Below are 13,378 nucleotides of genomic sequence, written 5' to 3'. Positions count from 1 at the left end.
AATGTTAATGAAATCAAATATTTTACCTTTAGCCGTGCTGATATCAGCATTAAGTGGCTCACTATTATTTTCTGATAATAGTTATGCAACAAGCGCGGGGAAAGTACAGGAAACTCGTGAACCAGAAGCCGCAACGGGTATAACCGAAAAGCAAGTGGTGGTTGGCAGTGAATATATGGTGGCAGCTGCCAATCCTTATGCCAGCCGAGCAGGTTTTAATATCCTAGCAAAAGGTGGTAGTGCTATTGACGCTGCCATTGCCGTGCAGCTGGTGTTAACGTTAGTGGAACCTCAGTCGTCAGGAATTGGCGGTGGCGCCTTTATTTTGCACTGGAATGAGAAAGATCAAACGCTTGAAACGATCGACAGCCGTGAAACGGCGCCTGAAAAAGCCAGTGCTGATATGTTTGTTGAAAAGTCAGGTAAAGCCATTCGCTGGATAGACGCAGTAGTGGGTGGCCGTTCAGTGGGCGTGCCAGGGGTTTTACATGGTTTAAAAACCGCCCATGACAAATATGGCAAGTTACCGTGGAAATCACTATTTGATGAAGCTATCACTCTTGCAGAACAAGGTTTTATTGTTTCGCTTCGTTTAGAAAAGTTGGTGGCGATGCAATTAAATCCAGGTATGAGCAAATTAGATGAAATAAATCGCTATTTTTACCCTGATGGCAAAGCAATCAAAGCAGGTGACATTTTAATTAATAAGCCACTTGCCAAGGCTTATCGTCAAATTGCTGAGCAAGGAATTTCAGCCTTTTACCAAGGTGAAATCGCCCAAGACATTGTTAATGCGGTAAATCACTCAGCTATTGCGCCAGGTGTTTTGTCGTTATCAGATATGGCGAATTACCAGTCAAAATGGCGTAAACCGGTGTGTGGTGAATATCGGGACTACAAACTTTGCGGCATGGCGCCACCAAGTTCAGGTGGCATTGCGGTGATTCAGATTCTTGGGCAATTAGCGCCGTTTAATTTAGCGGATATGCCTGCCAATTCTCTTGATGCCATTCATTTATTTACTCAAAGTTCAAGACTAGCCTTTGCTGATCGCGAGAAGTACGTCGCTGATAGCGATTTTGTCACAGTGCCTACTCAAGCGTTAGTTAGCGGTGAATATCTAGCCTCGCGCTCGGCACTAATTAACCCTAAAAAAGATATGGGGTTGGCAGAAGCAGGGCAACCAGTTAAAGAATTGGTTTACGCCAGTGATGATAGCTTCGAGCGTCCTTCAACTAGCCATATTGCTATTATTGATGGTGATGGTAACGCCATTTCAATGACGACCAGTGTCGAAATGGCGTTTGGCTCAGCGGTGATGGTTAATGGCTTTATTTTAAATAATCAGCTAACAGATTTTGCGTTATCGCCAAATAAAAATGGTCAGCCGGTAGCAAACCGCGTAGAACCATTTAAGCGACCACGTAGTTCGATGGCGCCTATGTTGGTGTTTAATAAAGATGATAGTTTAAAACTTATTGTTGGCTCGCCGGGTGGCAGTCGAATTATTAACTATGTCGCACAAACAATTGTTGGGGTATTAGATTGGCAACTCGATCCACAACAAGCGATTAACTTACCTAAAGTGACTAACCGCAATAAAGTGACAACGCTAGAAAAAGGTACTGCTATTACTGAATTGGCGCCAATGTTGGAAGCTAAAGGGCATAAGGTTCAGATCAGAGACTTAAACAGTGGCATACAAGCAATAGAACTAAATAACGGTCAATTGCGAGGCGGTGCGGATCCAAGGCGAGAAGGGCTAGTGCTGGCGAAATAACCAAATATTTCTTTCATTAAAAAAGCGGCCAAAGCCGCTTTTTCTATTTTCAGATGTCTACAGCGTGCCCCAATAAAACATGAGTGCCCTTATAAAACATGCTTTTTAAAATGGATCTTTTAAAATTTTATCGATAACCCAGCGATCATCAATTTGAACTAAGCTCAGTCTTTTTACTTCTTTTAAGCGCTCGTCATGGTAATAGCCATCGAAGTATAAGGTAACGGTGGCGCTATCTTTAAACTGCTCTCGTACTTTTACGCCGCTGTCATCTGCTTTAATTTCGACTTTGTCATATGACATATTGAATAAGTGACGGCCAACCGCGGTCGGTGACTTATAGTGTAATAAAATACGAGAGAGTTTTGGTGAGCATACAGACGCGGCTTTTTTAACGTCTTTTTGGTTATAAAGCGCATCAAAAAATGCGATGGCAACCAGTTCAGGATTAGGTATTTCAGTGATTTCTTCTTCTGTACTACAGCCAGTTAAAAATAAGGAAAGAGCTGTAACTATACTTATAATAAATTTCATACGGTTAATTCAGTGAAAGTACTTGTTTGTTATATTTTAAGCATAACTACCAATAACTTGCACGAAAAAAGGCGCTAACAGCGCCTTTTTTAAATAAATTAGTCAGTTATTTAAACTACTGTACTAATTCTTTTTCAGTAAAACTATCACCAAACAAGGGGCTTGATAAGTAACGCTCAGCTGAACTTGGTAGAATCACAACAATATTTTTATCAGCATACTCTGGTCGCTCTGCTAAGCGACTAGCCGCTACTACGGCAGCGCCTGAAGAAATACCGGCTAAAATACCTTCTTCCTTCATTAAACGGTGGGCCATCGCCATAGCATCGTCATTCGATACCTGTTCAACAGCGTCGACTAAAGCTAAATCTAAATTACCAGGGATAAAACCAGCGCCAATGCCTTGAATTTTATGAGGACCTGGCGTTAATTTTTCGCCTGCTTTAGCTTGAGTAATAACAGGTGAGTCAACTGGTTCTACCGCAACTGTGGTAATGGCTTTACCTTGAGTATTTTTAATGTAGCGACTTACACCTGTAATCGTACCGCCGGTGCCTACACCTGCAACAAATACGTCAATGTTACCGTCGGTGTCTTGCCAAATTTCAGGGCCAGTAGTTTCTTCATGGATTTTCGGGTTGGCAGGGTTATCAAACTGACCAAGTAATACATAACGCTCTGGATCAGAGTCACGAATTTCTTGCGCTTTTTCAATTGCGCCTTTCATGCCTTTGGCACCTTCGGTTAACTCTAATTTCGCACCAAGTGCCGCAAGTAATTTACGACGTTCTAAGCTCATGGTATTTGGCATGGTTAATGTAATTGGGTAGCCTCTCGCCGCCGCAACGAACGCAAGGGCAATACCGGTATTACCACTGGTTGGTTCGATAATTTCTTTACCTTCGCCAAGTAAATTCTTTTCTTCTGCATCCCAAACCATGCTGGCACCGATACGACACTTGACACTGAAGCTTGGGTTGCGTGCTTCGATTTTAGCAAATACGTTTCCGCTCGTTACTCGGTTTAACTTAACCAGTGGTGTGTTGCCAATGCTAGTTGAGTTGTCTTGAAAAATATTAGTCATGATTAGGTCCTGTTGTTTCTTTGTAAACGGCGCATTTTTAACAGCTCGTCTTAAACACTGTTGATAATAATATAGCATCGTTTCTCTACCTGCCTAGATTAGCGGGTATTGGTAAAAATCAAAGTGCTTTTTCGTTATATCTTATATGCAAAAAAGGAATAAGAAGCTCAATTAAAAACAAAACTAGGTGATAGTAAACAAGGTTTTTATGGCAAAAATTGTCTGGAATAAGCTAATTGGCTGGTTAATGGAAATTATTCAGTTGCTGTTGATGCATTAAATAATTGAATTGTTATAGAATTTAGTCATTACAATTAACTTATTTTTAAAAGGTTTTGGAATTAAACATGTCTCAATTTACCGGTACCGATGAATATATTGCATCAAAAGAATTACAACTTGCTGTTAATGCTGCAATAGCTTTAGAAAGGCCGTTGTTAATCAAAGGGGAGCCGGGCACTGGTAAAACTATGTTGGCAGAACAGCTTGCTGCCAGTTTACAGACCGAGCTTATTCCTTGGCATATAAAATCAACCACCAAAGCGCAACAGGGCTTATATGAATATGATGCAGTATCACGTTTACGTGACAGCCAACTGGGTGATGAAAAAGTAAAAGATATTAGTAACTACATTGTCAAAGGTAAGCTTTGGCAGGCATTTACCCATGAACAACGTCCGATTTTGCTAATTGATGAAATTGATAAGGCAGATATTGAATTTCCAAACGATTTATTACTTGAACTCGATAAAATGGAATTCTTTGTTTATGAAACCCAAGAGCGTGTAGTTGCGAAACAGCGACCAATCGTGATTATCACCTCTAATAATGAGAAAGAGCTACCGGACGCCTTTTTACGCCGCTGTTTCTTCCATTACATTAATTTCCCAGAAGCGGATGAAATGCAAGCCATTGTTGATGTGCATTTCCCAAATATTAAAAAGGCCTTATTAGACCTAGCGCTAGCGGTATTTTTTGATTTGCGAGAAATACCTGGCTTAAAGAAAAAACCGTCAACTTCAGAACTTATTGATTGGTTAAAACTACTGTTAGCTGAAGATATTTCACCTGAAGTATTACGAGAAACTCAGCAAACTAAAGCGATCCCTCCATTACATGGCGCGCTATTAAAAAATGAGCAAGATGTTCATTTATTTGAAAAGCTAGCCTTTATGAATCGTTCAGGTCGCTAAAAGCTATGTTAATTGGCTTCTTCTTAAAGGTAAGAGAATACCGTGTACCTTGTACCATTCGAGAGTTGCTCGACTTAATTCGCGCGCTAGAAAAAAATGTAGTGTTTGCTGATATCGATAGTTTTTATACCGTTAGTCGGGCAATTTTAGTTAAAGATGAAAGTTATTTTGATCGCTATGATCGGGCTTTTGCTGATTATTTTAAAGGTGTTGAATCTCTTGACCTTGATTTATCGAATATTCCAGATGAGTGGTTACGTAAACAGCTGGAAAAAACGCTAAGCGAAGAAGAGAAAGCGGCGATTGATGCATTAGGTGGCTTTGAAAAGTTGATGGAAACGTTAGCTGAGCGCCTAAAAGAGCAGGAAAAACGTCATCAAGGTGGTAATAAATGGATCGGTACAGGCGGTACGTCACCATTTGGTGCCTATGGTTATAATCCTGAAGGTGTGCGTATTGGTCAAAAAGAATCGCGTCATCGGAAAGCAGTTAAAGTGTGGGATAAGCGCCAATATCGCAATTTAGATAATCAAGTTGAAATCGGCACGCGCAATATAAAAGTGGCATTAAGAAAACTTAGACAATTCGCCCGAACCGGTGCCAGTGATGAGTTAGCGCTTGATGATACTATTGCCGCCACCGCAAAAAATGCAGGCTATCTTGATATAAAAATGAAACCAGAACGTCATAACGCGGTAAAAGTATTGATGTTCTTTGATGTTGGCGGCTCGATGGATGATCACATCAAAGTGTGTGAGCAACTGTTTTCAGCAGTGCATACCGAATTTAAGCACTTAGAATTCTTTTATTTCCACAATTGCCTTTATGAGCAAGTATGGCACGATAATGCTAGGCGCTATAACGAAGGTATGGATGTACTTGATGTACTTCACAAATTTAGTCGTGATTATAAAGTGATTTTTGTTGGCGATGCTACTATGGGGCCTTATGAAATTACTTATCCTGGTGGTAGTGTTGAGCATTGGAATCAAGAGCCGGGTAGTGTTTGGATGGAGCGAGTAACCGATCATTTTGATAAAGTTATCTGGCTTAACCCTCAACCTGAACAGGCGTGGCGTTATTATCCATCGATACAAATTATGCAGCAGTTGGTAAATAAGGAAATGTACCCAATGACCATTGCTGGGCTAACACAAGGGATTAAAGCGCTATTGTAGGATTAAAAAAACCGGCGTTAAGAGCATAATTACACATGGACAAAGAGATGAACGATAAAATTCCCGCTAGATCAGTTACTGATAGTTCGTTAAATAAGTCAGTCGATCATAACAAAGGAAGTAAAGCGGCAAGGCCTTCAGATCCGACTGAAGCGCATGCTATGTCCAATGAAGAAACGCGTCAAATCTTAACGCCGTTCGCGTTTGAAATTGATAAAACCCTATTTGGCGTGCCGCTAGCAAAACCTTGGCGTCGCGCTATTGCAATTACCTTTGATATGTTTTTAATTGCTATGTTAAGTGGCGCTCCAGGCGAATTACTGGCGTTAACCTTTGCGATTGTTGCGTATCGTTTAGGGAATAATAAGCGCGCGGAAAAAATGGGCAAGGTCAAGGGCCGACGCAGACGCACAATAATGAGAGCTATTGGTGCCTTTATTTTATTCGTCATGCTGCTAGATGTATTACCTAAAATTATTGCTGAATTTGATCAATCTGCTTCAACTAACGATAGCGCTAATGTTGTAACAGCCGAAGATTTGAGTTTAAGTTCAACCATTAAAATAGCAGCGATTGTCGCTAAGGTTGCTAGCATTAAAAAGCAAAGTGCTTGTCAGTCAATTGATTGTTGGCATGGTGAATTTAACCCATTGTTAACACAAATTGCCGAGGTAGCAGTTAAAGAAAAAATTGATGATCTTGATGATGTTATTGAAGGCATGACTGAGCAAACGAATTTAGAGGCGCCGGAACGCCAAAAGTTACACCAGCTATTGGCCGATGATCTTGGTCAGCAAATAATGGCAGAAGAGTCAGCATCAAATTCAGGGCTAAATAAAAAGAGTAGCAATACGAAGTTAAATAAAGAAAACCTTGGGCAAGCAATCACAAATGATGTCCAACAACAAATTGCTAAAAATGGAATTGAGCCAACTGTTGAACAAGATAATTCTTCCCATTCAATTATTGAGTGGTTTAAAGGCATTATTAACGATCTTGGTTTAGGCTTTGGCTGGGCGGCATTATATTTCACTGCGTTTACCGCTTTATGGCAGGGGCAAACACCTGGAAAGAAATTAATGGGCATTCGCGTTATTCAACTGGATGGAACGCCATTAAGCGTTTGGGACAGTTTTGGCCGATACGGCGGTTATGGCGCAGGTTTAGCTACAGGTTTGTTAGGGTTTCTACAAATTATCTGGGATCCTAATCGCCAAGCAATACAAGATAAAATTTCGTCAACGGTAGTAATAACCAGTACCGGTAATTCAGAAAATCAGGCTAAGCTTTAACTGTTATTGTAATTAAAGTTATTCTGAACCTGTTTAACTAGCTTGGCTTACAGGGTATATATACTTGTGATAATTATTATGGCAATAGTAATTGGTGCAAAAAGCAGTAACAAATAAACTTTTACACGTTAACTTTAACCACGTTAATTTTTATCACGTTAATTTTTACCACAAAAGTAAGGCGGAACTTATGAAGAGATTTGTTAAATTAGCATTTCAATGCACTGTATTTTTGTTTGCTGTTGGCATTTTTAGTTCGCAAGCCAATGATCAAATCGCTAAACCAACATCGTTAGTTGAACCACTCAAAGTCTTTGAACCTTATCTCGGCACATGGGAGTCAAACTTTGCCGTTCAGCCAGGGCAGGAGAAAGTACTTGATGTCTCTAAGTGGGAGCGGGCACTTAATGGCACAACAATACGGACTTTGCACTCTATTAATGAAGGCGCCTATGGTGGTGAGTCATTAATATTTTTTGATAAAAAGCAAAATAAAATCGTGTTTTATTATTTTACTACTGCTGGCTTTTATACCCAAGGCTGGATGGAAATGACAGGCGTGAATAGCTTTATTGCTTATGAGCAAGTTACTGGCAATAAAGATGGCATTACTCAGGTGAAATCAACCAGCTCACTTAACGGAAATACGATGAATATTGCCACCAGTTATTTAAAAAATGGTGAGTGGACTACACCAGAGCAACGCACGTATCAACGCTCAAATAAAACGGTTAAATTTAAATAAACTTATTTAAAAATTGTAATTAACAACCGTCACTCACTATGTCATAGCTTGGTTGAACACTGGCAGATTGAGCTTGGGTATAAAGAAAGTAACAGCCATCGTCTTTTACTTCACCATTGCTGTTAACGTCGTAACCTATGTAAGTGAAATCTATGCCTTGCTCTTCAAAAATAAACGGATCAGATAGCTCTATACGTTTATAGACATCGGTATTATCAAGGTAATGCCACTTTAAACGCACATCGACACCTTTAGCCAAATCGATAATGCCATCGTTATCTAAGTCAATATCGATTAAATCATTGCGACCAGGTACCGGTTGAGTAGTATAGCTGGGCATCTTTGACTTTAACGTTAATAGTTGATTTGCCGCTTTAACCGTCGCTTTAATTTGAGTGAGTACGCTGGCTTTTGCATCGTTTGACAAGTTAATAAATTTAGGTAGGGCCGTTGCCGCTAATACCCCTAAAATCACGATAACAACGACTAGTTCAATTAGGGTAAATCCTTGAGCAGTTGTTTTGCAATACGACTTCACTTTTTAGTAGCCTCTATTATTAGCGCCAAGCGTAACTAATTTTTGAAAAAATAGTACGTTGTGATTGTTTTAATTTACCTAAATAATCGTCTTCAAAACTGTTGTCTGAATAACCTAGGAAAAACACCGTTTGTGGATTGACTTTATAGGAGTAAATTAATTGCGTAGCTAAACTGCGCTCGGTTTCACTAAAGAAATAATACGGATTATTTTCTGGGTTATAGGCAATGTCTTGATACACCATGCTGAGTTTAATTGAGCTGGCAACATCAAAATAATAGCGTATTCGTGCATCGGTTAGGTTTGCGGTAAATACTTCATCATTGGTGCCACTTAAGCTATCCGCATCTAATCGGCTATAGGTATGATAAATATCTATTTCCAAATGTTGATTGGGGTGCCAAGTAAAATTCCCAGTGATTTCGAAGGTTTCACCTAAACGATTGTTATCATAGTCAATTTTGTCGCCAATCGTACTATCAATTGAATAATAGGTGGTATTGGTTGGTCTGATTTGGGCAAACAAATGTAATTGCTGTTCGTTAAAACGCTGGGTGTTTCCGAGAATAGCTAACAAACTACCGTCGACGCGAAGACCAGTTTTATCTGCATCAATCAATGACAGCTCTACACGAGAGAGCATAGGGCCATCGGCATAGAAATAAAGCGTATTGTCGCGATTAATTAATTCGCCATTGTCATTGTGCTGAATACTATATTTTCCACCGAGTTCAAACGTTGACCATAAAGCGTCAGTATCTTGGTAAAATGTTCGTTTAATATTAATGCTATCGTCTAGGTAGTCGATGCGGTTAACAAAGCCAAGATCTGCGCGAAAGTCATCACTAAAGCTCGAGCGCTCAGCAGTTATTTGCCAGTATTCAGATTGGTGGTAATAGCCTAGCTTGTAGCTGTTGCCACTAAAATCGCCATCTTTTTTAGCTCGCAACACTTGTTCATTAAATGCGCAGTCACCGAACTCACAACGTTCAGGTAGTTGATTGCAATCACCCCAACAAAAGTCATTAAACAGCTCGTCAGGATACTCGGTATTACTGACTAATGCTTGGGCGGCAAATAAATTGGCACCATCTAATCGATAACTGCCATCAACGCCAGCGACATAATTATGATAATCATCCGCTTTACGTAACGTAGAAGTTAGACCTATGGTCATATCTTGATTGACATCATATAAATAACGGAATGCAGCAGAATGACTTTCTGTATTGAGTGACGCTATTTGCGCACTTAAGTTACCTGATAAAATAAAGTTGGTTTCAGCGTCATGACTAATAAACGCGCCGTAATTGTGTGCATCTTGGCTACCGGTAATTTTTACCCCGTAGTCAGGATCGGCAATGTTACGGGTGTAGACTAAATTAGTAATCCCTTCAAAAAAGTTGTTGTTCTCTAGAAAGAAAGCACGTTTTTCATCATAAAACAGTGAGAACTTTTTATTAACGCTGAGTTGCCCCGCATCAGCTTCAACGGTAGAGAAATCAGGGTTTATTGTGGCATTAAATAGGGTTTTAGGGTTGATACCCCAACGTAAGTCTAAGCTTGGCTCTACACTGGTATCATCTTGCCAAACAGGCGTTTCACTAAATAAATCGCGTGATTCTTCGTAGCTGGCAACTAGCGCTGGCGTAAGTTGAATATTGCTGCCAATTTTTGCTTGCTCAAAACCTTGTGCCATTGGATATTGGCAAACCCAACAAGCGTTATCACGATCGAGTTTGATATTGGAAAGGCGCAAACGCTTATCACGTGGATATACACGAACTAGTTCAAATGGCCATTGTTTTATCGTTTGGGATTCATCGAAGTTTAAAATATGGTAGGGGATCGCCATTTCAACTTGATAGCCAGTTTGGGTCACCTTGCCAAATGATTGCCAAATACCGTCCCATAACTCATTAAGCTGATCGGTAATTTCGTTGTAAGTTTCATCGTTTTGAACGCCATACGGGTTTACGAAAAAACTGTAGGTGATTCTACGGTTATTTAAGGTATCGATTTTGATGCCGACGACATCATCAAACCATTTGGTGTCACGCTCACCTATCGAAGCAATAATTTGCTCAGGGTTAGGATCATCAGCAATAAACGACAATATGAGCTCTTTACCATTATCGACAATTCGTGCTTCAGTTTTAACTGGGCTTGGGGTGTTGTCATAAGGGCTAGTGACGGTGTCGAGCATGATCACTTTGGCATGTCGCCAAATTTCATCATCTAGTTCACCATCAATGGTTACTGGTAAATCAACATAGGGAATAGAGAGCTGTTGTTGCGCTTGTTGGTCAAACTGGTTAGCAAGTGTTAATGACGATAACCCGAGTAAACTGACAAGTAATCCTTTACAAATTTTGGCGTACATCTTTGAATGCCTTGATTAATTTTTTTTATTATTGATAAAAAGCAGAATGAATAAATATTCTTCAATAATTGTGACAAATTCTTAACCATTAAACAATTGTTAATTAAAAAAGGCCTGATAATCAGACCTTTGTTAGATATTGCTCATGTGCAATTATGCTTAAGTGCAAAAATGTTAGCTAAGCCAGGCATAACTAAACTTCATAAAGGCACTACGCAGGTCTTTTTCCATCTCATTAAATGCATCTTCGCCATACTGATGTTCAGAATAACCGAGATAAAATACTGTTTGTGGATTGATTTTATAGGCATAAAGTAGCTGAGCTGAAAGATCGCGACTATGAGCTGTAATATCTGCAGGATCAACTAGTGGGTTGTTGTCAGCGTTACGGGTTGTGTTGTTGTAGATTAAACTTAAGCGTAGAAAACTTTGCACGTTAAATTGATAAGTTGTTCTAAAGTCAGTCAAACGCGCTGTAAACACATTCGCACCATCGGCATTAAGCTCTCGAAACGTATGGCGTAATTTTAATTCTAAGTGTCGATTAACATTCCAATTAATGGTTGGCCGAACTTCTTTTTTATAACCAAGTCGATTATTTAATAAATCAACTTTATCACCCCAACCGAAACGGGTATTGAGGTACAGCCCAGAAATGGGTTTTACTTCACCAAAAAATGCAAACTCATTTTCTGTAAATAAGGTCGTATTGTTATCAATGGTTAAACGAGAGCCATCTATGCGATTGCCGACTCGATCTCGGTTGCTGTAGGAAAAGTTAAAGTGAGATTCATACATGGCGTTTAGCTGAAAGCTTAGGTCAAATTCTTTTTCTAAAAGCTCACCATTATCATTGTGAGAAATATCCCAGTCGGAATAAATTTTGATTTTATTCCACCATGTGCCCGGTTTTGCATACCACTTGCGATCACCGCCAATGAGAAAACGATTAAAATCTACCTGTGTTATAAAGCCTAGATCACCACGAAAGCCCTTATTTTGCTTATCGTAAGTCACTTTATAGTGCCAATCTCTGTCGTTATGATAATAGCCAAAACGAAATGCATTACCACTAAAGGCATCGTCTTGCTGTGCTCGCAGTACCTTTTCGTTTACATCACAGTTGTTAATAGTACAGGGCTTGATATTTTCCGGTGCACATTGGCTTACATCGTCAGCATCACAAAACTGTTGGTATAAATCTTCTGGGTATTCGGTATTTGAGTATAAGCTTTGAAATTTAACCACATCGAATTGGCTAGCACGATAACGAGCATCAACACCATGCACCATGTTTTGGTAATTTTCGCCACTACGCAGTGTAGATATCCAGCCTAAAGTTAAATCTTGGCTATAACTGTTGCGGTAACGAAAAGCAGCAGCTTGAGACTCTGCTTCTATTTCTGCAACACTTGCTGCTCGGTTACCTGGAATTAAAATATTGGTTGTTTCGTCATCGGTAACGAACAAACCAAATGAATGATTATCTTTTCTGCCGGTTAACTTTGCTCCAGCGTTGGGGGCATTAATATTGCGGGTGTAAACTAAGTTGTAATTCGAATCAAAATAATCGGCATTATCGAGGAAAAAGGCGCGCTTTTCTTCATTGAACAATGCAAAATTATTGTTAATGTTGAGCTGTGCGGTATCAGATTCTACCGTTGAAAAGTCAGGGTTAATGGTGGCGTTTAGCAGAATATCAGGTGTTATACCCCAGCGCACATCAAGGCTAGGTTCAGTTGTATTATCTTTTTGCCAGATACCATCATCATCAAGTTTTTCTGTTTTACCAACAACCAGCGCTGGGGTGATGGTTAGGTTTGCACCTTGTTTAGCGCCAGCAAAGCCAGTAGCGGGGTGCATTTGACAGATTTCACAATCGTTATCGCGATCAAGTTCAATATTGGAAATACGAAGGCGTTCATTACGAGGGTAAAAACGTACTAATTCAATGCCCCAAGTTTGTTGCTCAAGCGCTTCGTTAAAGTTAAGCATACGCAGTGGTAGAGCCATTTCTACAACATAGCCATTTTCGGTTATTTTACCTTTACTGCGCCAAATACCGTCCCATGAATCACTTTCTTTTTTAGTCACTTCACTTTCAATGCCGTCAATTTGCACGCCTAGTGCGTTGACCACAAAACGGTATGCAGAGCGCTGATCGTTGTATGTGTCGATTTTTACGCCAACGATATCATCGCCCCAGCTTCGATCGCGATCTTTAAGGTATGCTCTAATTTGCTCAGGGTTTGGATCTTCTGCAATAAATGCTAAATAAAATTTACCGCCATCTTCCATTAATAATGCTTCAGTGTTGACTGGGCTAGGAATATTCTCGTAGGGGCGGGTGACATTATTGACTAGTACTTTTTTAGCATTTTGCCATTGGGGTTCATTTAGCTCCGCATCGATAATGATTTCACCATTAACTCGTGGAATTTGAAGCGGGGCAGGAGTAAAGGCCAAGCTTTGAAATGACACCATTACTGACATGCTAGTAACGACAATCTGCGCCATTTTCTTTATTAGCTGCATAAGTCTTCCATTGTTAGAGCAAGTTACAAAATTAAACTCGTTACCATAATGAAGTTACAACTTGAGTCAAAGCTAATTCGATAAATAACCAATATCTTAAGACAAGTGCCGTAAGA

The 13,378-nt window shown here is 39.8% G+C and carries 10 protein-coding genes; 5 read left to right on the top strand and 5 right to left on the bottom strand.

Going from position 1 to position 13,378, the window contains the following annotated elements:
- Window position 1 precedes the first annotated feature (1 nt).
- Window positions 2–1,780, top strand: coding sequence for a gamma-glutamyltransferase (ggt, locus tag ACOB82_RS13045; RefSeq protein ID WP_448213412.1), 1,779 nt, complete (start codon window positions 2–4; stop codon window positions 1,778–1,780).
- Between the two features lie 105 nt (window positions 1,781–1,885).
- On the opposite strand, the gene ACOB82_RS13040 is transcribed toward ggt, so the two are convergent.
- Complete coding sequence (locus ACOB82_RS13040) at window positions 1,886–2,314, bottom strand: hypothetical protein (RefSeq protein WP_448213411.1); 429 nt, start codon at window positions 2,312–2,314, stop codon at window positions 1,886–1,888.
- 115 nt (window positions 2,315–2,429) lie between these two features.
- A complete protein-coding gene (gene cysK / locus ACOB82_RS13035) occupies window positions 2,430–3,398 on the bottom strand; it encodes a cysteine synthase A (protein WP_448213410.1) in 969 nt (322 codons plus the stop codon).
- Between the two features lie 347 nt (window positions 3,399–3,745).
- Between cysK and ACOB82_RS13030 the strand changes: the two genes are divergently transcribed.
- The 4 genes from ACOB82_RS13030 to ACOB82_RS13015 all read left to right on the top strand — a co-directional run bounded on the left by ACOB82_RS13030 (window position 3,746) and on the right by ACOB82_RS13015 (window position 7,806).
- On the top strand, window positions 3,746–4,591 hold the full coding sequence (locus tag ACOB82_RS13030) for an AAA family ATPase (protein ID WP_448213409.1): 846 nt from the start codon (window positions 3,746–3,748) through the stop codon (window positions 4,589–4,591).
- A gap of 5 nt (window positions 4,592–4,596) precedes the next feature.
- The gene (locus tag ACOB82_RS13025) at window positions 4,597–5,769 is read left to right on the top strand and encodes a vWA domain-containing protein (RefSeq protein ID WP_448213408.1); all 1,173 of its coding nucleotides are present in this window, start codon (window positions 4,597–4,599) and stop codon (window positions 5,767–5,769) included.
- A gap of 47 nt (window positions 5,770–5,816) precedes the next feature.
- On the top strand, window positions 5,817–7,061 hold the full coding sequence (locus ACOB82_RS13020; protein ID WP_448213407.1) for an RDD family protein: 1,245 nt from the start codon (window positions 5,817–5,819) through the stop codon (window positions 7,059–7,061).
- Between the two features lie 190 nt (window positions 7,062–7,251).
- Window positions 7,252–7,806, top strand: coding sequence for a hypothetical protein (locus ACOB82_RS13015; protein ID WP_448213406.1), 555 nt, complete (start codon window positions 7,252–7,254; stop codon window positions 7,804–7,806).
- A 19-nt stretch (window positions 7,807–7,825) separates the two neighbouring features.
- Here the strand turns inward: ACOB82_RS13015 and ACOB82_RS13010 are convergent, their stop codons facing one another.
- The 3 genes from ACOB82_RS13010 to ACOB82_RS13000 all read right to left on the bottom strand — a co-directional run bounded on the left by ACOB82_RS13010 (window position 7,826) and on the right by ACOB82_RS13000 (window position 13,262).
- Entirely contained in the window at window positions 7,826–8,344 is a 519-nt protein-coding gene (locus tag ACOB82_RS13010; protein ID WP_448213405.1) for a prepilin-type N-terminal cleavage/methylation domain-containing protein, read from the bottom strand.
- Window positions 8,345–8,363: 19 nt separating this feature from the next.
- Window positions 8,364–10,727: a carbohydrate binding family 9 domain-containing protein gene (locus tag ACOB82_RS13005; protein WP_448213404.1), complete on the bottom strand. Its 2,364-nt coding sequence runs from the start codon at window positions 10,725–10,727 to the stop codon at window positions 8,364–8,366.
- A gap of 174 nt (window positions 10,728–10,901) precedes the next feature.
- Window positions 10,902–13,262: a DUF5916 domain-containing protein gene (locus ACOB82_RS13000; RefSeq protein ID WP_448213403.1), complete on the bottom strand. Its 2,361-nt coding sequence runs from the start codon at window positions 13,260–13,262 to the stop codon at window positions 10,902–10,904.
- Window positions 13,263–13,378: the final 116 nt, after the last annotated feature.

It is taken from the genome of Colwellia sp. MEBiC06753 (assembly GCF_053470325.1).
This window is presented reverse-complemented; position numbering and strand designations above follow the sequence as displayed.

Bases quoted from the DNA above. Each gene is read 5' to 3' on its own strand.
- ggt (WP_448213412.1), top strand. From the start codon at position 2: ATGTTAATGAAATCAAATATTTTACCTTTAGCCGTGCTGATATCAGCA.
- ACOB82_RS13040 (WP_448213411.1), bottom strand. From the start codon at position 2,314: ATGAAATTTATTATAAGTATAGTTACAGCTCTTTCCTTATTTTTAACT.
- cysK (WP_448213410.1), bottom strand. From the start codon at position 3,398: ATGACTAATATTTTTCAAGACAACTCAACTAGCATTGGCAACACACCA.
- ACOB82_RS13030 (WP_448213409.1), top strand. From the start codon at position 3,746: ATGTCTCAATTTACCGGTACCGATGAATATATTGCATCAAAAGAATTA.
- ACOB82_RS13025 (WP_448213408.1), top strand. From the start codon at position 4,597: ATGTTAATTGGCTTCTTCTTAAAGGTAAGAGAATACCGTGTACCTTGT.
- ACOB82_RS13020 (WP_448213407.1), top strand. From the start codon at position 5,817: ATGAACGATAAAATTCCCGCTAGATCAGTTACTGATAGTTCGTTAAAT.
- ACOB82_RS13015 (WP_448213406.1), top strand. From the start codon at position 7,252: ATGAAGAGATTTGTTAAATTAGCATTTCAATGCACTGTATTTTTGTTT.
- ACOB82_RS13005 (WP_448213404.1), bottom strand. From the start codon at position 10,727: ATGTACGCCAAAATTTGTAAAGGATTACTTGTCAGTTTACTCGGGTTA.
- ACOB82_RS13000 (WP_448213403.1), bottom strand. From the start codon at position 13,262: ATGCAGCTAATAAAGAAAATGGCGCAGATTGTCGTTACTAGCATGTCA.